The sequence below is a fragment of the Caulobacter sp. GW821-FHT11A05 genome, from assembly GCF_058809015.1.
Window position 1 is genome coordinate 141,944 of sequence record NZ_JBXASF010000001.1, and the last position, 19,962, is coordinate 161,905.

Consider the following 19,962-nt stretch of genomic DNA (forward strand, 5'->3'; position numbering starts at 1 on the left):
CCTTAGCCCTTCATGTCGATGACGTTGGCCGGCTGCTGCGGCGAGGGCTTGCCGGCCAGCTTGGCCAGCACCTCTTCGCGCGGCCCGAGCCGTTCGATGGCTCCGTCGCGCATGACCAGCAGGCGATCGACCCCGGCCAGGATGCCGGTGCGGTGGGCGACGATCAGCACCGTCGCGCCGCGCGCCTTGGCCCCCTGGATGGAGCGCAGCAGCGAAGCCTCGCCCTCGGCGTCGAGGGCCGAGTTGGGCTCGTCGAGGATTAGCAGGGTGGGGTCGCCGAACAGCGCCCGGGCCAGCGCCACCCGCTGTGCCTGGCCGGCCGACAGGCCGCGGCCGCCGGGGGCCAGGGGGGTGTCATAGCCCTTGGGCAGCTTGAGGATCAGGTCGTGGACGCCGGCCTTGGTGGCGGCGTCGACGGCCAGCTGGTCGATCTTCTCGATCGGCATGCCGCGCCAGGCGGCGAAGCGGCTGATATTGTCCTTGACCGTGCCGCTCATCAGCGACGGGTCCTGCGGCAGGTAGCCGATGTGTTCGGCCAGGGAGTCGGCGTCCCAGTCGCTGTAGTTGGCGCCGTCCATGCGGACGATGCCCTGGTCGGGGGCCAGGGCCCCGGCGATGACCCGGGCGAGGGTGGTCTTGCCCGCGCCGCTGGCGCCGACGATGCCCAGGCTTTCGCCGGGCGCGATCTTCAAGGACACCGCCTTGAGCACCAGCTCCTCGCGGCCCGGCGCCCGCACCACGACGCGGTCCAGTTCGATGGCCCCCATCGGGGTCGGCAGCTGGGTGCGGTCGATGTCCAGCGGCTTGGTCTTATCGAACAGCTCGCTCAGCGTGTTGAGCGCGCCGCGCGCCTGGATCACCTGCGTCCAGCCGCCGACCAGCTGTTCGACCGGCTGCAGGGCCCTGGAGAGCAGGATCGAGGCGGCGATGATCGAACCGGACGAGATCTCGCCCTTGATGGCCAGATAGGCGCCCAGGCCCAGGGCCGCCGACTGCAGGAACAGGCGGAAGAACTTGGTGAAGGCGCTGAACCGGCCACCCTTGAACTGGGCGTCGGCCTGCAGGCTCTGGCCGATGCTGCGCTCTTCCAGATGGCGGGCGATGACGGCGCGGCGCATGCCCAGTGAGCGGACGACCTCGCCGTTGACGGCGGCCGATTCCTGGCTGGCGTAGGCGGCGGCGTTGGCCTGCTGCGCCTTGAGGAGCGCCGGCTTGGTGGCCCGCTCGTTCATCAGCGCCAGGCCGAACAGCAGGACGCCGGCGACGATGGTCATCGCCCCCAGCGCCGGGTGGATCATGAAGGCGACGATGACGTAGATCGGCGTCCAGGGCGCGTCCATGAAGGCCAGGGCGGCGGGACCGGCGAGGGCGGCGCGCAGTCCGTCGAACTCGCGCATCGCCTGGGCGGTGTTCATCGGCCGCGACTGGGCCATCAGCCGGCCAAGGATGTCGCCCGACAGCAGCCGGTCCAGCCGCATGCCGGCCAGCACCAGCAGGCGCGAGCGCACCGTCTCCAGCGCCGCCAGCACGGCCAGGGCGAAGGCGATGATGAAGGTCAGGTAGACCAGGGTCAGCACGCCCTGGGTCGGCACCACCCGGTCATAGACCTGCAGCATGTAGAGGGACGGCGACAGGTACAGCAGATTGACGAGCGCGCTGAACAGCGCGGCCGACCAGATATGGCGCCGACATTCCTTGAACGCCGCTTCCATGGGAGCGGCGACGTTTGATCCTAAGAACTTCACGCGTGTCTCAATCCGGCCGGGGCCCCGAAGACCGCTGACCCCCGGTCCCCATTTAGAGGTCTTTTACGCTAAAGCGATGTTGCCGTCGCGCGTCATATTGGCGGCAAGATTAATACGCCCGGGTTGACCGGATATTTCCGGCGAAACATTCGCCGTCGGCGGCTCAGGCCGGGTCGACCGTCACCCGCCGCATGTGCCGCCGCTGGCCCGGATAGTCGTTCAGCGCATAGTGCCAGACCTGGCGGTTGTCCCAGAAGGCCACCGAGCCGTCGCGCCAGGCGAACCGGCAGGTGAAGGCTTCCTGGCGGCTGTGCTCGAACAGGTAGTCGAGCAGGGGTTTCGATTCCTTCCGGCTCCAGCCCTCGAAGCGCATCGTGAAGGCCGGATTGACGTACAGCGCCTTGCGGCCGGTCTCGGGGTGGACCTTGACCACCGGATGGACGAACTCGCCGGCCAGCCCCTCGGCCTCGGCCACCTGCATCGAGGCCCGTTTCTGGGCGGAAGCCCCCTTGGCGGAATACTCCTGGCCGGCCGAATGCACGGCCCGCAGGCCTTCCAGCGTGGCCTTCAAGCCGTCGGACAGGGCGTCGTAGGCCGCCGCCTGGCTGGCGAACAGGGTGTCGCCGCCGAAGGCCGGGGTCTGCACCGCATAGAGGATCGAGCCGATGGAAGGCGTCTCCAGGAAGCTCATGTCGCTGTGCCAGCCGCCGCCGAAGTTGAGCTTGTCGGACGGCTCCTTGATGATCTCCATCACCTCGGGATGACCGGCCATGCCGGCCACGTAGGGGTGGATGTTCAGCGGCCCGAAGCGGCGGCCAAAGGCCAGCTGCTGCTCCGGCGTCATCGTTTGGTCGCGGAAGAAGATGACCTGGTGGGCGTTCAGCGCCGCGCGGATGGCGGCAATGGTCCCGGCGTCCAGCTCGGCCGACAGATCGACGCCGCCCAGTTCCGCGCCCAGGGCGCCGGCCACCTTGCGGATCGTCAGGGTCATCGCCCTATCCCGCCCCTTCGGTGACCTTGGGGCTGTCAGGCAGTTCGACGAACTTGAGGTTCTGCTCGCGCAGCTTGGCCCCGGCTTCGTCATAGAGGAAGGGCAGGAAGGCGAAGCGCTCGCCCTTGGTGACGGGCCGCGCCTCGTGCATCAGCGAGCAGGAGAAGACCACCGCCCCGCCGGTCGGCGGCTTGTAGAGCCGGTTGCCGAACTCGGGAAAGCGCAGCTCCCCGCCCTCGTAGTCCTCGGCGTTGAGATTGATGGTGACGGCGAACTTGCGGTGGGCCGTGCCCTTGGTGGTGTTGTCCCGGTGCGGCCGGAACCAGCCGGCCCCGGCGATATAGCTGGCCACCAGATAGCGTTCGATGCGGGTGGCCTGGAACTGAAAGGCTTTTCGAATCTCGGGTATCAGGCGGCGGTTGATCTTCTCGCGGACGATGGCCTGCATGCCCTCGTCCTCCAGCAGCACGTCCTTGCGCTGCTTGTGGCGCGGGTCGGTCAGCAGCTTGGTCTTGCCGTCGACCTCACGCATGAAGCCCGACTCCGTGCCGCCGACATGGCGGTAGAAGGCGATCAGCTCCTTGCAGTACTCCGGCTCGAACACCCGCGGCAGCACCAGCACCGGGGCGACCATCTCGACCTGGGCGTGGGTGGCCGGCGGCGGCATCTCGGCGAGGCGCCGCACCAGGGCCCCGACATCCTCGATCTGGCCACGATCGAACACCCGTAGCTGCGGATCGAGGATCAGCCAGCCGGAGCCCTGCACGCCATAGATCTTGGCCAGGCCGCCGGAGGCGTCGAAGAACCAGCGCGGGCCCAGCTGGGCGTAGCCGAGATGGGTATTGGCCACCCCGAAGATGCAGGCCTGGCTCTCGTCGAGATCCTTCTGCAGGTTGATCACCCGCGCCAGCCCCTCCGCCGTCGGCCCATCCGGCGCAAACACCAGCCCCACCCAGCGCCCGGCCAGGGTGGCGAAGTTGAACTGCGGGTTCTCCTCGGTCGGCGCCATGAACCAGGGCGCGGGATCACCGATGGTGAGGGACATAATCGTAGGCTCTTCTCGAAACTTGAGGGGCCATTGTCACAAACGGGCGACGGGACTGCAACGGGACTCAGGGGCGGGGAACCTCTCGATATCCGTCAGCGGCCCCGGGGGCGTGGCGAAGAACTCCGGATAGAGGTCGAGCCCATGGGGATTGGTCTTCTCGATCAGATCGATCTTCCAGGCCCGCAGCCATTTCTTCAGCCGCTTTTCACGGCGTATGGCGACCTCGACGCTTTCGTGCGGCTCGTACCAGACGAGGAGATCGACACCGTAGCGGCTGGTGAAGCCGGGTGTCAGCTTCTGCTTATGCTGGCTGACGCGGGCGATGATCCGGCCGGTGACTCCGGTGTAGAGCGTGCCGTTGCGCCGGCTGGCTAAGATGTAGACGTAGTACATGGGTTAGAACATTTACAGAACATTGTTCTGCTGTCCATCTCCCTATGCTGTCATTCTCCGGCCGGCGAAGCCGGACCGGGGGACCCATCTGTCCGGGTGAAAACTGCCGGGAGTCTTTCCGGAGCCGCCATGGGTCCCCCGATTCCCGCTTCGCGGGCTCGGAGGATGACAGCGTGAAGGCGGCGAGCGGAGCGCTACAAATTCAACAGCGCCGGATCCCCGCCCTGGGCCGTGATGTTCACGCTCACCGCCCGCTCGACGCCGTAGCGGGACAACGCTTCCGGCCCGCCGGCTTTCGGTCCCGTGCCCGACAGCCCCTGGCCGCCGAACGGTTGCACCCCGACCACCGCGCCGATGATCGAGCGGTTGACGTAGACATTGCCGGCCGGGACCCGGGCCTTGACCTCCTCGGCGAAGGCCTCGATGCGCGAATGTACCCCCAGGGTCAGGCCGTAGCCGCGGTCGGCCAGGCTGGCGGCGACGGCCGCCAGGTTTTCCGGGTCGTAGCGGACGATGTGCAGCACCGGGCCGAACACCTCGCGTTCGAGGAAATCGGCCGAGGGAATCTCGGCCAGCACCGGGCCGAAGAAGGTGCCGCTCTCCGGCGCGTCCAACACCTTCAACACCTTGGCCTCGCGCCGCAGCCGCTCGAGGTGGTCGATCAGGGTCTGTTTGGCGTCGGCGTCGATCACCGGGCCGATGTCGGTCTTGGGATCGGCCGGGTCGGCGACGACCAGGGCGTCCATCGCCCCCATCAGGCCCTCGATCAGGTGGTCGGCGGTGTCCTTGGGCAGGAAGAGCAGGCGCAGGGCCGAACAGCGCTGGCCGGCCGACCCGAAGGCCGAGAGGATGACGTCGTCGATGACCTGTTCGCGCTGGGCCGTGGTGTCGACGAACATGCCGTTCAGGCCGCCGGTCTCGGCGATGAAGGGCACGATCGGTCCGCGCCGGGCGGCCAGGACCCCGTTGATCCGCCAGGCCGTCTCGGTGCCGCCGGTGAAGGCCACCCCGTCGCAGCCCGGATGGGCGACCAGGGCCGCGCCGACCGTCTCGCCCCGGCCGGGGGTCAGGGCCAGCAGGGCCGGGTCCAGGCCCGCCGCATGGTAGAGGCGCACGGCCTCGGCGGCGATCAGCGGCGTCTGCTCGGCCGGCTTGGCGATGACGGCGTTGCCGGCGGCCAGGGCGGCGGCGATCTGGCCGGTGAAGATGGCCAGCGGGAAGTTCCACGGGCTGATGCAGACGAACACGCCGCGACCGCGCAGTTCCAGGGTGTTGGTTTCGCCGACCGGGCCCTTCAGCACCTCGGGGCCCGCGAACTTCGTCTCGGCCAGGCGAGCGTAGTAGCGGCAGAAATCGGCGGCTTCCCGCACCTCGGCGATGCCGTCGTTCAGGGTCTTGCCGGCCTCCCGGGTGCAGATGGCGATCAGCCGGTCGCGATTGGCCTCCAGGGCGTCGCCCATGGCCCGCAGCACCTTGGCGCGCTCGAGACCGCCGGCCTCGTCCCAGCCGCGCTGAGCCCGGCGGGCGGCGGCGAAGGCGGTGTCGATCTGGGCAGTCGTCGCCTCAGCCATCGTGCCGATCTGCTGATGGGTGGCGGGATTGAGCACCCGCTCTCCCATGCCGCCATCGATCGGTCCCAGCGTCTCAATGGCCTTGACCACCCGAGCCCGTTCCTCGGTCACCGAAAGGTCGATGCCCGCCGAGTTCAGCCGGTCGCCGTAGATCTGGGCCGGCAGCGGGATCTTGCGGTGCGGTCCCGGACCGACCGCCTCGACGTCGGCGATCGGGTCGACCACCACCGTCTCCGGCGGCACCCGCTCGTCGAGCAGGGCGTGGACGAAGCTGGTGTTGGCCCCGTTCTCCAGCAGGCGGCGGACCAGGTAGGGCAGCAGGTCCTCATGGCCGCCGACTGGGGCATAGGCCCGCACCAGGATGCCGTCGTAGAGGTCGTCGGCGGCCTTGTAGAGCGCCTCGCCCATGCCGTGCAGCCGCTGGAACTCGATCTTCACCCCGGCCGCCTTGGCCATGCGCCGCACGGCAGCCAGGCTGTGGGCGTTGTGGGTGGCGAACTGGGCGTAGAGGTGCGGCGCCGCGTCGATCAGGGCCCGGGCGCAGACCAGGTAGGAGAGGTCGGTGGCGCTCTTGGTGGTGTAGACCGGATAGCCCGGCCGGCCGTTGACCTGGCCCCGCTTGATCTCAGAGTCCCAGTAGGCGCCCTTCACGAGCCGCACCATCAACCGGCGGCCGGTTTTCTCGGCCAGTTTGGCGACGGTTCGGATCACCTGCGGGCAGCGCTTCTGATAGGCCTGGACGGCGAGGCCGAGGCCCTTCCAGTCGCCCAGCTCCGGCTCGCCGGCCAGCCGTTCGAGCAGCTTCAGGGAGATGACCAGCCGGTCGGCCTCCTCGGCGTCGAGGGTGAAGTTGAGGTCGTGCCTGGCGGCGATCAGGGCCAGTCGCTTCACACGCGGATACAGCTCCGACCAGACCCGGTCCTCCTGCGTCGCCTCATAGCGGGGCGACAGGGCCGACAGCTTGACCGAGATGCCGTGGCCGGCCTCCGGTCCCTGGCCGCCGGACAGTCGCCCGACCGACTCGATCGCGGCGGCGTAGGACTTCTCGTAGCGCTCGGCGTCGGCGGCGGTGCGGGCCCCTTCGCCCAGCATGTCGAAGCTGCAGATGTCGCCGTCGCCCTTGGCGCGGGCGATGGCCGCCTCGATGGTGCGGCCCAGCACGAACTGCTCGCCCATGATGCGGATGGCCTGGCCGACGGCGGCGCGGATCACCGGCTCGCCGACCCGGCCGGCGACGCGTTTGATGAAGCCGGGCAGGTCGGCCTTGGCCTCGTCGTCGACCTCGACCAGCTTGCCGGTCAGCATCAGGCCCCAGGTCGAGGCGTTGACGAACAGGCTGCCGGACTTGCCCAGGTGGCTGGCCCAGTCGGCGCTGCCGATCTTCTCGGCGATCAGCCTGTCTTTCGTCTCCTCGTCGGGCGTGCGCAGCAGCGCCTCGGCCAGGCACATCAGCGCCAGGCCTTCCCGGGTCGAGAGGGAAAACTCCTGCAGGAAGTTCTCGACCACCCCCTGGCGGCGGACGCTTCGGCGCGCCCCACGCACCAGGGCCTCGGCCTCGGCCCGCACGGCGGCGCGGTCCTCGGGGTTCAGGGGGGCGGCGGCCAGCAGGTCGCGCACGGTGTCGGTCTCATCGCGGTACTTGCCGGCGTCCAGCGCGTCCCAGTCGATCAGACTCTGCGAAGCTTGGGGGGTCGTCATGAGGCGCCCTCTACGCCTTCGCGTGACATAGGGGAAGGCCCCGGGGATGGGGCCAATGGCGTTCGCGGCGGTTGGCGGTATGGTGCGGCGATGTCGCAGACTCTCAACGCCCTTCGCGCCGCCCTGATGGCCTACCCGAAGGCGCTCGCCGCGCTCTGGGCGATCTCCGAGCGAGAGGCTTTCGCGGCCAAGGTGGCCGAGATGGGCCGCGGCGCCGGCATCGAGATGACCACCGAGGCCATCCTCGCCGCCATGACGCCGCGCGGGCCGGCCACCCTGGCCATGCCGGTGCAGGCCTCAGGCCTGACGCCCGAATGGCTGCCCTCGACGTTCAGCATCACCCCGCAGGGCGGCCGGCTGGACTGGATCTACGCCGGAGGCGAGGCCTTCACCGCCCCCTTCGCCGTGCAGGACTTCAACTGGCTGGCGACCCACCCCCTGAACCAGCTGCTGCCGGCGATCAGCGACCCCGGCGAACTGGGCCGCCTGCCCGGGCCGGATCGGCCGATCGACGGCATGATCTTCCACATCGGCCGCTGCGGCTCGACCCTGGCCTCGCGGATGCTGTCGCAGGTCAGCGATATCCTGGTGCTGTCGGAGCCGCAGCCGCTGACGGCGGTGCTCAGCGCCCACACCCTGTTGACCATCGACCCGGCCGTGCAGCAGGCCTGGCTGACCGGCGTACTCGGCGCCTACCGCCGCGCCGCGGCCGGGCGCCGGCTGGTGATCAAGCTCGACGTCGACAGCCTGTTCGACCACGTCCGGCTGCGGAAGGCCTGTCCCGAAACCCCCTTCGTGGTCCTGTACCGCGACCCACTGGAAGTCCTGGTCGCCCAGACGGGCACGGGCATGGCGGTGGCGGATGCGATCGGCCAGGGGGCGGGCGGCCTGCCGCCGCCCGTGGAGATCGCCCGCTGGCTGGCCGCCCTCTGTGAAACGGGAGCCAGGGCGGTCGCCGCCGGGGCCCGACCGATCGCCTACACCGGCCTGCCGGCCGCCGTTCTGGCCCCCGGCTTCCTGAATCTGAGGCTTGGCGAGGGCGACCGGGCGGCGATGGCGACGGTGGCGTCGATGGACGCCAAGGCGCCGGGCCGGCCCTTCACGCCGGATTCCCTGGCCCGTCAGGCGGCCGCCGACGAGCGCCTGCGAACCCTGGCGCGGCAAGTGATTCAACCCAGCTGGGAACGGCTGGCGGGCATGCGATGAGGGGGCGTCGAATGATCTTGCGGGGATTGATCCTGGCCACGACGGCGCTCGTGCTGGCCGCCTGCGCCTCGCCGCCCAACCTGCGCAAGCAGCCTGACGCCACGCCGCCGGTGCTGGGCGCCTTCCGCGGCGATCCGCCGGTGACCACCCCGGCCGGCTGGGCCCGCCGCGCGCCCCTGCTGCGCGAAGCCCTGCTCGACGCCGTCTACGGCCATCCGCCCGACCTTGGCGCCGCCACCGTCGAGAGCCGCGAGCCGCTGACCCTGCCCGACACCGACGGCATGGTCATGGAGCAGTGGACGGTGAAGCTGGGCGACGGCTCCAACCGCCGTCGCTTCCACATGCTGGTCGCGTCGCCCAAAGGCGCCACCCACGCGCCGATGATCATCATGGAGCTGTTCTGCTCGACGCGGTCGGCGGTGAAGGACCGGCCGGCCAGCGTCTTCGAGGACGCGGCGGCCCTGCCCGAACCCTGCCGCAGCCATGACCTGGATCCGGTGCTGACCATCATCCTCGGCAAGCGGATCAGCGGCCCCGACTTCGCCCAGCTGGCCAAGCGCGGCTACGCCGTCGCCCTGTTCTATCCCGGCGAGGTCGTGCCGGACGATCCCGTACTCGCGCCGCCGGCCCTCGCTGCTCTGCAGCCGGACGTCCCGGCCGACAAGCGGGCCGGGGCCCTGGCCGTCTGGGCCGATCTCTTCTCCAAGGCCTACGACGTGCTCAGCGTCGACCCGCGCTTCGATGCCAGGAAGGTCGTCGCCTGGGGCCACTCGCGGCATGGTAAGGCCGCCCTGCTGGCCGGCGCCCTCGATCCTCGCCTGGCCGCCGTCATTGCCCACCAGTCGGGCCGCGGCGGCGCCAGCCTCAGCCGCAGCATCGCCGGCGAGTCCCTGGCCCAGATCACCGACTCCTACGGCTTCTGGTTCACCCCGGCCTTTGCCAGGGGCGTTCCGGCCGACGTCGACCAGCACCAGCTGATTGCGCTGAACGCCCCGCGTCCGGTGCTGCTCGGCACCGGCAACGCCGACACGTGGTCCGACCCGGCCGGCGCCTTCAAGGCCGCCAAGGGGGCTGATCCGGCCTACCGCCTGCTCGGCGCCTCGGGCTTCAACGCCCAGGACCTGCACGACTTCCGCCCCGCCGACGGCGTCGTCTGGTGGAGCCGCCCGCTCGGCCACGGGGTGACCACCGCCGACTGGCGCGGCTTCCTGGAGTTCCTGGACGCGCATGTGAAATGACCGAACGGCCGTCCAACGATCCGCAGCTGGCGAGCGCCTCCTACCGCCTGGCCGCGCTCGACCAGGACTTCCTACTCAGCGACGCCATGCGCGGCCTGCGCTTCCAGCTGGAATACGCCCATGCCGAGGAGGCGTTGCGGGCCTGGGGCGTGCGTTCGACCATCGTGGTGTTCGGCAGCGCCCGCACCGGCGAGGAGGGCTCCGAGCACCATCGCCGCTGGTACAGCCAGGCCCGCGCCTTCGGCCGGCTGGCCTCGGAACGCGGCGGGGCCCTGCTGGAGGGCCAGCCGCTGCGCGACAACGTCATCGCCACCGGCGGCGGGCCCGGCATCATGGAGGCGGCCAACCGCGGGGCGCTGGACGCCGGCGCCCCCTCCATCGGCTTCAACATCACCCTGCCGTTCGAACAGCAGCCCAACCCCTTCACCACCCCGGACCTGACCTTCCGCTTCCACTACTTCGCCATGCGCAAGATGCACCTGGCCATGCGGGCCAACGCGCTGGTGGTCTTCCCGGGCGGTTTTGGCACCTTCGACGAGCTGTTCGAGATCCTTACCCTGCGCCAGACCGGCAAGGCCCCGCCGATCCCGGTCGTGCTGTTCGACGAGGCCTTCTGGCGCAAGGTCATCGGCTTCGAGGCCCTGGCCGACTACGGCCTGATCGCTTCCGAGGATCTGGACCTCTTCGCTTTCGCCGAGGACGCCGAGGGCATCTGGTCGGCCCTGCTCCGGGGTGGCCTCAGACCGCGCGAATCCATCGAAGCCTCGCCTCTAACCGGCGGTTAACTCTGTGGCCCCACCTTTGACGGCAACGATCGTTGGGGGAAATCGATACCGTGACCGGCCGGGCCACCCGCGAGCGCTCCACCGCGCCCTTCGGCCTCGACCTGTCCCTGGCTGTCTTCGACCGCGCCACCCGCTTCGCCAAGGGCCTGATCGAGGGCGGCGAGAGCACCATCGTCCTGATCAAGGACGGCGTCGCCTGGCGCAGCCGCTTCGCCGACGACATCTATCCGCCGCACGACCGCGCCGCCGAATACGTCATCCATACCGGCGAGATGCTCTGGGTCGAGGACGCCCTGCTCGACGATCGGTTCGCCACCGGACCGCTGGTCGTCGGCCCGCCCTTCCTGCGCTCCTACATCGCCATCCCGATCCGGCTGGCCGACGGTTCGACGCCGGGCGTCCTGGCCATCTACAGCACCAAGCCACAGCCGTTCGATGCGGCCCAGGCCGAGCGTCTGGCCGCCCTGACCGAATTCGTCGCCGACGAATGGCTGCGGGCCACCAACGCCAAGGCGCTGGAGGCCACCCGCACCACCCTGGAAGCGCTGGTCGCCACCATGCCGACCTCGCTGGTGATGACCGACCGCGATCTGCGGGTCATCGCCGCCAGCAGCCTGTGGGCCCGCAGCCTGGGCGTCCGCCGCGCCGAGGTCATTGGCCGGACGCTCTTCGACATCGCCCCCGAGGTCTACGAACCGAGCCGCGAGGCGTTCGCTCGCGCCGTCGCCGGCGAGCCCAGCAGCATCTCGCGCAGCCGGGTCACCCTGCCGATCGGCATGACCGTCTGGCTGCAGACCGAGATGAAGCCCTGGCGGCGTCACGACGGGGAGGTTGGCGGCGTCGTCCTGACCGCCAGCGATGTCTCCGAACTGGTTGGCGCCCTGGAGCAGTCCGAACGCTCCGAACTGCGCATGCAGATGGCCCTGGAGATCAGCGACCTGCACGTCTGGGAGATGGACTACGTCAACCGGCAGCTGACCAAGGTCGGCGCCGAGGACACCTTCTTCGAGGAACCGCAGACCTTCGACGGCCTGCGGCGCGACATCTTCCGATGCATTGACCCGCGCGACCGGCCGGCCGTCGAGGAGGCCTGGCGGCGCCATGTCGAGGCCGGCGAACGCTACGCCCCGATCTACCGCGTGCAGCGGGCGGATGGCCGGGAGGTCTGGGTGCGGGGATCGGCCAGGCTGCTCGCCGACGAGGCCGGCAAGCCGCTGCGCCTGGTCGGCGCCCTGCAGAACATGACCGACCGCAAGGCGGCCGAGGCCGAGCTGATCCTGGCCAAGAACGACGCCGAGGCCGCCAACACCGCCAAGTCGACCTTCCTGGCGACCATGAGCCACGAGATCCGCACGCCGCTGAACGGCGTGCTGGGCATGGCCCAGGCGATGGCGTCGGACGAGCTGACCGCCGTGCAGCGCGAGCGGCTGGAGGTCATCCGCCAGTCGGGCGAGAGCCTGCTGGCGGTGCTCAACGATGTGCTCGACCTCTCCAAGATCGAGGCCGGCAAGCTGGAACTGGACGAGGCCGACTTCGACCTTCGCGACCTGGCCCGGGGCGCCCACGCCGCCTTCACCGCCATCGCCAACAAACAGGGCCTCAGCTTCGACCTGAAGATCGAGACCTCGGCCCAGGGCGTCTATCGCGGCGACCCGACCCGAGTGCGGCAGATCCTCTACAATCTGATCTCCAACGCCCTGAAGTTCACCGAGGCCGGCGAGATCCGGGTGGTCGTCGCCCGGCGTGGCAAGGCCTTGAGGTTCCAGGTCTCCGACACCGGCATCGGCATCGCGCCCGGGCCGCTCGGCAAACTGTTCGGCCGCTTCGAACAGGCCGACGCCTCGACCTCGCGCCGCTACGGCGGCACGGGTCTGGGCCTGGCCATCTGCCGCCAGCTGACCGAGCTGATGGGCGGCGAGATCGGCGTCGAGAGCGAGGTCGGCAAGGGCACGACCTTCACCTTCACCCTGCCGCTGCCCCGGGTCGGCGACTGCCGCGCCGAGGCCCTGCCCAGCCTGCCGCCGACCCCGCCGGACGCCGAGCAGGCCGGCGAGGCGCTGAAGGTGCTGGCCGCCGAGGACAACGAGGTCAACCAGCTGGTCCTCAAGACCCTGCTGCACCAGGTCGGCATCGATCCGGTCATCGTCGCCGACGGGGCCCAGGCCATCGCCGCCTGGGAAGCCGAGACCTGGGATGTCATCCTGATGGATGTGCAGATGCCTCAGGTCGACGGCCCCACCGCCGCCCGCGCCATTCGTCAGCGCGAAGCCGCCACCGGCCGGTCCCGCACCCCGATCATCGCCCTGACCGCCAACGCCATGTCGCACCAGGTCGCCGAGTATCGCGAAGCCGGCATGGACGGCTTCGTCGCCAAGCCCATCGAGGTCGGCCGCCTGTTCGCGGCCCTGGAGGCGGCGCTCAATCCAATCGTGTTGGACGAAGCGGCGAACGCCTGAGTTCTCCTCTTCTACCGGGGAAGGGTCTAGCCAACCCGCCCGAACCTGTGCACCGCTAGCCGCCGATGACTGACGACACGGCCGCCACCACCGCCACCCTGGCCACCGCCCTGACCCACGGCCGCCGGCTGCTTGGCCAGGACCCGGTCCTGGCCGAGGCTCAGGCGAGGGAGATTCTCGCCGCCATGCCTGGCCATCCCGAGGCGCTGCTGCTGCTCGCCACCGCCCTGCGTCGCCAGGGGCGGGCCGAGCAGGGGCTGGAGCTGCTGGAGCCGGTGATCCGGGCCAATCCCAACTGGCCGCCGGTGCACCTGGAGGCCGGCCTTTCCTTCGCCGACCTCGGCATCGGCCGCGCCGCCATTGCCGCCCTGAGCCGGGCGGTGACCCTCGACGGCCGGCTGTCGGCCGGCTGGGACGCCCTCACCGACCAGCTGCTGCTGGTCGGCGACGAGGCCGGCGCGGCGCGGGCCCGGGCCGAGCAGATTCGCGCCTCGGTCTCCGATCCCGAGCTGATGCGGGCCGCCGGCGCTCTGGTCGCCAATGATCTGCCGAACGCCGAACGGCTGCTGAAGCCCTACCTGTCGCGGCATCCGACCCATGTCGCCGCCATCCGCATGCTGGCCGAGGTCGCCGCCCGGCTGGGCCGTAACGAGGACGCCCAAGGCCTGCTCGAACGCTGCCTGGTGCTGGCGCCGGGCTTCGCCGAGGCCCGCTACAACCACGCCACCGTCCTCTATCGCCTGACCCGCGCCGAGGAGGCCCTGGCTGAACTGGGCCCCCTGCTGGCCGCCAACCCGCGCCACGCCGGCTACCGCAACCTCAAGGCAGCCGTGCTCGGGCGCCTGGGCGACTACGACGGGGCCATCGCCCTCTACGAAGGCGTGCTGGCCGAGCACCCGAACCAGCCCAAGGGCTGGATGAGCGTCGGCCATTGTTACAAGACTGTCGGCCGCCAGGCCGACAGCGTCGCCGCCTATCGCAAGACCCTGGAGCTGGCCCCCCAGTTCGGCGAGGCCTGGTGGAGTCTGGCCAATCTCAAGACGGTGAAGTTCTCAAGTGACGATGTCGCCGCCATGCGCGCCCAGCTGGCCCGCGACGACATCTCGGACGAGGACCGCTTCCACCTGCAATATGCGCTGGGCAAGGCGCTTGAGGACGCCGGCGACGCCGCCGCGTCCTTCGAGCAGTACGCCGCCGGCGCCGCCCTGCGCCGGGCCGGCATCGACTACGAGGCTGCCTACGCCACCGCCCACGTCCGCCGCTCGCGGGCGGTGTTCACGCCGGACTTCTTCGCCATGCGCCAGGGCTGGGGCTGCCCGGCCCCGGACCCGATCTTCATCGTCGGCCTGCCCCGCGCCGGCTCGACCCTGATCGAACAGATCCTGGCCAGCCATTCGGCCGTCGAGGGCACCATGGAGCTGCCCGACATCATCGCCATGGCCCGGCGCCTGGGCGGCCGCCACCGCCGGGAAAGCGACGGCTCCTATCCCGAGATGCTCACCGGCCTCACCGCCGAGGAGGCCCGCCTGCTGGGCGAGGAGTACCTGGACCGCACCCGCGTGCAGAGGAAGACGAGCCGTCCTTTCTTCATCGACAAGATGCCCAACAACTTCGCCCACGTCGGCCTGATCCGAATGATCCTGCCGAACGCGAAGATCATCGACGCCCGCCGCCACCCGCTCGGCTGCTGCTTCTCGGCCTTCAAGCAGCACTTCGCCCGCGGCCAGGGCTTCAGCTACGACCTCACCGACCTGGGCCGCTACTACGCCGACTATGTGGCGCTGATGGCCCATTTCGACGCTGTCCAGCCCGGCGCCGTCCACCGCACCCTCTACGAGCGCCTGATCGCCGATCCGGAAGGCGAGGTGCGCGGTCTCTTGACCTACTGCGGCCTCGAGTTCGAACCGGGCGTCATGAAATTCCACGAGAACGACCGCGCCGTGCGCACCGCCAGCTCAGAACAGGTCCGCCGGCCGATCTTCACCGACGGCCTCGACCAATGGCGCGCGTACGAGCCGTGGCTGGACCCGCTGAAGGCCGCGCTCGGCCCGGTGCTGCAAACCTGGGACGAGGCCTGAGCCCCTGCGCTTCCGCCGCCACAGTCGGCGGCAACCGGCGCGCGAATGCCTCGTTTCGGGCAAAGCCGCCTTGACAGGATCGGCGACCCATTATGACCCTCCTGTGACGACGTTATGTCGACTGGGGAACATCATGAGCGGCAAGAAGCGGACGGCGATCTGGACCACGGCCCTGTTGGGCACGACGATGCTGACCAGCGTCGCCTACGCCCAGGACGCCCCCGCCGGCAACGCCGTCGAAGAGGTGATCATCACCGCCCAGAAGCGCGACGAGAACCTGCAGGACGTGCCGGTCTCCATCCAGGCGCTCGGCGGCCAGAAGCTGGAAGAGCTGCAGGTCAGCGACTTCGGCGACTTCGTGAAATTCCTGCCGTCGGTCTCGACCCAGCCGAGCGGCCCGGGCTTTGGCAGCGTCTACATGCGCGGCGTGGCCAGCGGCGGCGACGGCAACCACTCCGGGTCCCTGCCCAGCGTCGGCATCTATCTGGACGAACAGCCGATCACCACCATCCAGGGCGCCCTCGACGTCCACGTCTACGACATCGCCCGGGTCGAGGCCCTGGCCGGGCCGCAGGGCACGCTGTACGGCGCCAGCTCGCAGGCCGGCACCATCCGCATCATCACCAACAAGCCCGAGATCGGCGTCTTCGAAGGCGCCTTCGACGCCGAGGTCAACACCGTCGCGCACGGCGACATCGGCTATGCGGGCGAGGGCTACGTCAATATCCCGATCAGCGACAAGATGGCCGCCCGCCTGGTCGGCTGGTACGTCCACGACGCCGGCTACATCGACAACGTCCCCTCGACCCGCACCTACCCGACCTGGGGCGGCACCATCAACAACGACCAGTTCGCCGAGGAAGACTACAACGACGTCGACACCGTCGGGGCACGCATGGCCCTGAAGATCGACCTCAACGAGGACTGGACGGTCACCCCGCAGCTGATGGCCCAGCGGCAGGAAGCCAACGGCAACTTCTCGTTCAATCCCCAGATCGACGACCTGGCCCAGGCCCGCTACCGGCCGGAATACTCGAACGACGAATGGTACCAGGCGGCGCTGACCGTCGAGGGCAAGATCGGCATGTTCGATGTCGTCTACGCCGGCAGCTACCTGAAGCGCGACGTCGAGACGGCCAGCGACTACAGCGACTACAGCTTCTTCTACGACACCCTGTTCGGCTACGGCGCCTTCTGGGTCGACAACCTGAACAACCCGATCGACCCGACCCAGTACATCAACGCCACCGACCACTATAAGCGCCAGACCCACGAGTTCCGGATTTCCTCGCCGTCCGAGCAGCCGATCCGCTTCGTCGCCGGCCTGTTCTACCAGGACCAGACCCACAACATCTTCCAGAACTACCAGATCGACGGCCTCGCCACTTCGCTGTCGATCACCGGCCTGCCGGGCACCATCTGGCTGACCAGCCAGACGCGGGAAGACACCGACAAGGCCCTGTTTGGCGAGGTCAGCTGGGACATCACCCCGTCGCTGACCGTCACCGGCGGCCTGCGCGCCTTCGAGGCGGAGAACAGTTTGGAGGGCTTCTTCGGCTTCTCGGCCGGCTATAGCGGCAACGGCGAGGCGGCCTGTTTCGGCCCCGCCGACACGCCCCAGGCGCCCTGTAAGAACCTCGCCAAGTCGACCAAGGACGACGGCTACACCCACCGCCTGAACCTGACCTGGAAGATCGACGGCGACCGGATGATCTACGGCACCTGGTCGACCGGCTACCGGCCGGGCGGCATCAACCGCCGGGGCAGCCTGCCGCCCTACATCTCCGACTTCCTGACCAACTACGAGCTCGGCTGGAAGACGACCTGGGCCAACGGGTCTCTGCGCTGGAACGGCGCGATCTTCTACGAGCAGTGGGAGGACTTCCAGTTCTCCATCCTCGGGGCCAACGGCCTGACCGAGATCAAGAACGCCGCCAACGCCGACATCTATGGGATCGAAACCGACATCGTCTGGCGCCTGAACGACGACTGGACCCTGTCGGGCGGCGGGACCTACACCCACGCCGAACTCACCGACAACTACTGCGGTTTCACTGACGCGCAGGGCAACCCGATCACCCAATGTCCCGCGCCGCTGGCCCCGGCCGGCACGGCGCTGCCGGTGACGCCTGAGTTCAAGGCCAACCTGACCCTGCGCTACGACTTCCTCCTGGCCGACATGGACGGCTTCGTGCAGGGCAGCTGGGTCGGCCAGTCGAGCAGCTACTCCGACCTGCGACTCGCCGAGCGCGCCATCCTGGGCGACCAGGACGGCTGGCAGACCTTCGACTTCGCCATCGGCCTCAAGCCCGGCGACTGGAACCTGCAGGTCTATATCAACAACCTGTTCGATGAACGCGCGATGTTGTCCCGCTCGACACAGTGCGCCGAGGCGGTCTGCGGCGGCGCGGTCTATGTGACCACCAACCAGCCCCAGACGATCGGTCTGAAGGTCGGCAGGAAGTTCTAGGCCTCAGCCTGATCTGTTGATCGGCTCGCCCGGCTCCCGCGCTCGCGGGGGCCGGGTTTGCTTTTGCGCCTTTGGTTTTGCGCCGGAGCCGCCGGCGGCCGGCTTTTTCGCGAGCGGAATCGTACGAGCGTTTGACAGTTCCGGACTGCGTCTCTATCGAGATTGCGACTCAGTTGCATTCTTAAGAGAGCTTTTCCATGCCCTGTTCCGCGCGCGCCCTGTTGCTGGCCGGTGTGTCCCTGTCCGTGATCTGCGCCGCCGGCGGCGCCTGGGCCGGGGAGGAGGAGGCGCCCTCGACCGAGGTCGACAGCGTCGTCATCACCGGCGGCCATGTCCGCACCTCGGCGGTGACCGGCCTGGACATGAGCCTGCGCGAGACGCCGCAATCGGTGACCATCGTCGGCCAGGAGCAGATTCGCGACTTCGGCCTGACCAACGTCAACGACCTCTTGAACCAGGTCACCGGCGTCAACGTCGAGAAGGTCGAAACCGATCGGACCTATTACAACTCGCGCGGCTTCGACATCACCAACTTCCAGGTCGACGGCGTCGGCCTACCGCTGATCTGGGGCATCCAGTTCGGCGACCTCGACACGGTGCTGTTCGAGCGGGTCGAGACGGTGCGCGGCGCCAACAGCATGATGACCGGCACCGGCAACCCCTCGGCGACCATCAACTATGTCCGCAAGCGCCCGACCGCCGAGTTCCAGGCCTCGGCCGCCCTGCAATACGGCTCCTGGGACGCCTGGCGGCTGGAGGCCGATGTCTCCGGGCCGCTGAACGCCTCGGGCTCGCTGGCCGGCCGACTGATCTACGCCAACGAGGACCGCGACTCCTACCTCGACTATTACGGGGTCAACCGGAACGTCTACGGCGCCCTGCTGGCCTGGGAGGTGACGCCGAAACTGACCGCCACCTTCGGCTATTCGATGCAGGACAACCGCTCACGCGGGGTGCTCTGGGGCGCCCTGCCGCTGGTCTATTCCGACGGTACGCGGATCGACTATCCGGTCAGCGCCTCGACCTCGGCCGACTGGACCTATTGGCAGGTCAAGGACCAGACCGCCTTCGGCGAGGTCGCCTACCGCTTCGACAACGGCTGGCAGCTCAAGGCCATCGCCACCTACAAGCGCTTTGAGGAACAGGCCCAGCTGCTCTACGCCTACGGCAATCCCGATCCGGTCACCGGCCTGGGCGTCTTCGGGATGAGCGGCATCTACCCGTCGGAATACGAAAGTTACATCCTCGACGCCTACGCCTCGGGCCCCTTCCAGCTCTTCGGCCGCACCCACCAGCTGGTCGTCGGCGGCCAGGTCTCCCGCTCGACGGGCACCGAGCATGAGAACTTCTACGGCGGGACCCTGGTCTTCCCGGCCGTCGATCAGTGGGGCAAGGCGCAGGTGGCCGAGCCGGTCTATCCCGGCGCCTACCTCGCCGCCGACCAGAGCGACCGGCTGTCGCGCGTCTACGCCGCCGCCCACCTGGACGTCACCGACAGACTGAAGGCGGTGGTCGGCTTCAACGCCCTGGCCCTGAAGTCGAAGGGCTTCTCCTACGGGGCCGACACCCGGCGCGACGAGGAGGCGGTCAGCCCCTATCTCGGCGTCGTCTACGACCTGACCCCGACCCTGTCGCTCTACGCCAGCTACACCGACATCTTCAATCCGCAGTCCGAGGTCGACATCAACCACCAGACCCTGGCCCCCGCCCACGGCAAGGCCTACGAGGCCGGGGTCAAGAGCGAGTGGCTGGCGGGGCGCCTCTATGTGACGGCGGCGGTGTTCCGCTCCGAGCAGGCCGACCTGGCCGAATGGGCCGGGTCCTTCCCCAACGGCCAGAGCTACTACGCCGGGACCGACACCACCGTGACCGGCTACGAGCTGGAGGCGTCCGGCGCCCTCACCGACCAGTGGACGGTCACCGCCGGCTGGACCGAGCTCACCATCGAGGACGCCGCCGGCCAGGCTGCGCGCCTCTATCTGCCACGCCGCACCTTCAAGGCGACGACCCGTTACACCATCCCTGAGTGGCGCAACCTGACGCTCGGCGCGGCCCTGCGCTGGCAGGACGAGGTGTCGGTGCAGGACATCGTGCTGGTCACCCAGGACGCCTACGCCACCCTCGACCTGATGGCCGGCGTCGACCTCACCGACCGGCTGCGCGCCACCGTCAACCTGCGCAACGCCACCGACGAGGAACACCTGACCAGCGTCATGTGGAACCAGTCCTACTACGCCGCGCCGCGCAACGTTTCGCTGCGGCTCGACGTCCGGTTCTGAGCCG

12 protein-coding genes are annotated in these 19,962 nt (G+C 69.2%); 7 read left to right on the forward strand and 5 right to left on the reverse strand.

The window, feature by feature from the left end:
* Positions 1–2 precede the first annotated feature (2 nt).
* The 5 genes from AC1RSK_RS00680 to putA all read right to left on the reverse strand — a co-directional run bounded on the left by AC1RSK_RS00680 (position 3) and on the right by putA (position 7,419).
* Positions 3–1,745 (reverse strand): type I secretion system permease/ATPase, encoded by a 1,743-nt coding sequence (locus AC1RSK_RS00680; protein ID WP_492904600.1) that lies wholly within the window; start codon positions 1,743–1,745, stop codon positions 3–5.
* Positions 1,746–1,908: 163 nt separating this feature from the next.
* Positions 1,909–2,736, reverse strand: a complete 828-nt coding sequence (locus tag AC1RSK_RS00685) for a TauD/TfdA dioxygenase family protein (protein WP_492904602.1) — start codon at positions 2,734–2,736, stop codon at positions 1,909–1,911.
* 4 nt (positions 2,737–2,740) lie between these two features.
* Complete coding sequence (locus AC1RSK_RS00690) at positions 2,741–3,781, reverse strand: 2OG-Fe(II) oxygenase (protein WP_492904604.1); 1,041 nt, start codon at positions 3,779–3,781, stop codon at positions 2,741–2,743.
* Between the two features lie 36 nt (positions 3,782–3,817).
* A complete protein-coding gene (locus tag AC1RSK_RS00695; protein ID WP_492904606.1) occupies positions 3,818–4,177 on the reverse strand; it encodes a GIY-YIG nuclease family protein in 360 nt (119 codons plus the stop codon).
* A 194-nt stretch (positions 4,178–4,371) separates the two neighbouring features.
* Positions 4,372–7,419: a bifunctional proline dehydrogenase/L-glutamate gamma-semialdehyde dehydrogenase PutA gene (gene putA, locus AC1RSK_RS00700; protein WP_492905383.1), complete on the reverse strand. Its 3,048-nt coding sequence runs from the start codon at positions 7,417–7,419 to the stop codon at positions 4,372–4,374.
* Between the two features lie 117 nt (positions 7,420–7,536).
* Here putA and AC1RSK_RS00705 point away from each other — a divergent pair, with 117 nt between their 5' ends.
* The 7 genes from AC1RSK_RS00705 to AC1RSK_RS00735 all read left to right on the forward strand — a co-directional run bounded on the left by AC1RSK_RS00705 (position 7,537) and on the right by AC1RSK_RS00735 (position 19,958).
* Entirely contained in the window at positions 7,537–8,652 is a 1,116-nt protein-coding gene (locus tag AC1RSK_RS00705) for a hypothetical protein (RefSeq protein WP_492904607.1), read from the forward strand.
* Between the two features lie 11 nt (positions 8,653–8,663).
* The gene (locus AC1RSK_RS00710; RefSeq protein WP_492904609.1) at positions 8,664–9,890 is read left to right on the forward strand and encodes a glucuronyl esterase domain-containing protein; all 1,227 of its coding nucleotides are present in this window, start codon (positions 8,664–8,666) and stop codon (positions 9,888–9,890) included.
* Positions 9,887–10,675: an LOG family protein gene (locus tag AC1RSK_RS00715; RefSeq protein WP_492904611.1), complete on the forward strand. Its 789-nt coding sequence runs from the start codon at positions 9,887–9,889 to the stop codon at positions 10,673–10,675. The genes AC1RSK_RS00710 and AC1RSK_RS00715 overlap by 4 nt, the downstream gene beginning before the upstream one ends.
* Before the next feature lie 50 nt (positions 10,676–10,725).
* On the forward strand, positions 10,726–13,131 hold the full coding sequence (locus AC1RSK_RS00720) for an ATP-binding protein (RefSeq protein ID WP_492904613.1): 2,406 nt from the start codon (positions 10,726–10,728) through the stop codon (positions 13,129–13,131).
* A gap of 65 nt (positions 13,132–13,196) precedes the next feature.
* Positions 13,197–15,209: a tetratricopeptide repeat-containing sulfotransferase family protein gene (locus AC1RSK_RS00725; RefSeq protein ID WP_492904614.1), complete on the forward strand. Its 2,013-nt coding sequence runs from the start codon at positions 13,197–13,199 to the stop codon at positions 15,207–15,209.
* A 133-nt stretch (positions 15,210–15,342) separates the two neighbouring features.
* The gene (locus tag AC1RSK_RS00730) at positions 15,343–17,679 is read left to right on the forward strand and encodes a TonB-dependent receptor (RefSeq protein ID WP_492904616.1); all 2,337 of its coding nucleotides are present in this window, start codon (positions 15,343–15,345) and stop codon (positions 17,677–17,679) included.
* A gap of 197 nt (positions 17,680–17,876) precedes the next feature.
* On the forward strand, positions 17,877–19,958 hold the full coding sequence (locus tag AC1RSK_RS00735) for a TonB-dependent siderophore receptor (RefSeq protein WP_492904618.1): 2,082 nt from the start codon (positions 17,877–17,879) through the stop codon (positions 19,956–19,958).
* The last annotated feature ends 4 nt before the right edge of the window (positions 19,959–19,962 follow it).

Bases quoted from the DNA above. Each gene is read 5' to 3' on its own strand.
- AC1RSK_RS00685 (WP_492904602.1), bottom strand. From the start codon at position 2,736: ATGACCCTGACGATCCGCAAGGTGGCCGGCGCCCTGGGCGCGGAACTG.
- AC1RSK_RS00690 (WP_492904604.1), bottom strand. From the start codon at position 3,781: ATGTCCCTCACCATCGGTGATCCCGCGCCCTGGTTCATGGCGCCGACC.
- AC1RSK_RS00695 (WP_492904606.1), bottom strand. From the start codon at position 4,177: ATGTACTACGTCTACATCTTAGCCAGCCGGCGCAACGGCACGCTCTAC.
- AC1RSK_RS00705 (WP_492904607.1), top strand. From the start codon at position 7,537: ATGTCGCAGACTCTCAACGCCCTTCGCGCCGCCCTGATGGCCTACCCG.
- AC1RSK_RS00710 (WP_492904609.1), top strand. From the start codon at position 8,664: ATGATCTTGCGGGGATTGATCCTGGCCACGACGGCGCTCGTGCTGGCC.
- AC1RSK_RS00715 (WP_492904611.1), top strand. From the start codon at position 9,887: ATGACCGAACGGCCGTCCAACGATCCGCAGCTGGCGAGCGCCTCCTAC.
- AC1RSK_RS00725 (WP_492904614.1), top strand. From the start codon at position 13,197: ATGACTGACGACACGGCCGCCACCACCGCCACCCTGGCCACCGCCCTG.
- AC1RSK_RS00730 (WP_492904616.1), top strand. From the start codon at position 15,343: ATGAGCGGCAAGAAGCGGACGGCGATCTGGACCACGGCCCTGTTGGGC.
- AC1RSK_RS00735 (WP_492904618.1), top strand. From the start codon at position 17,877: ATGCCCTGTTCCGCGCGCGCCCTGTTGCTGGCCGGTGTGTCCCTGTCC.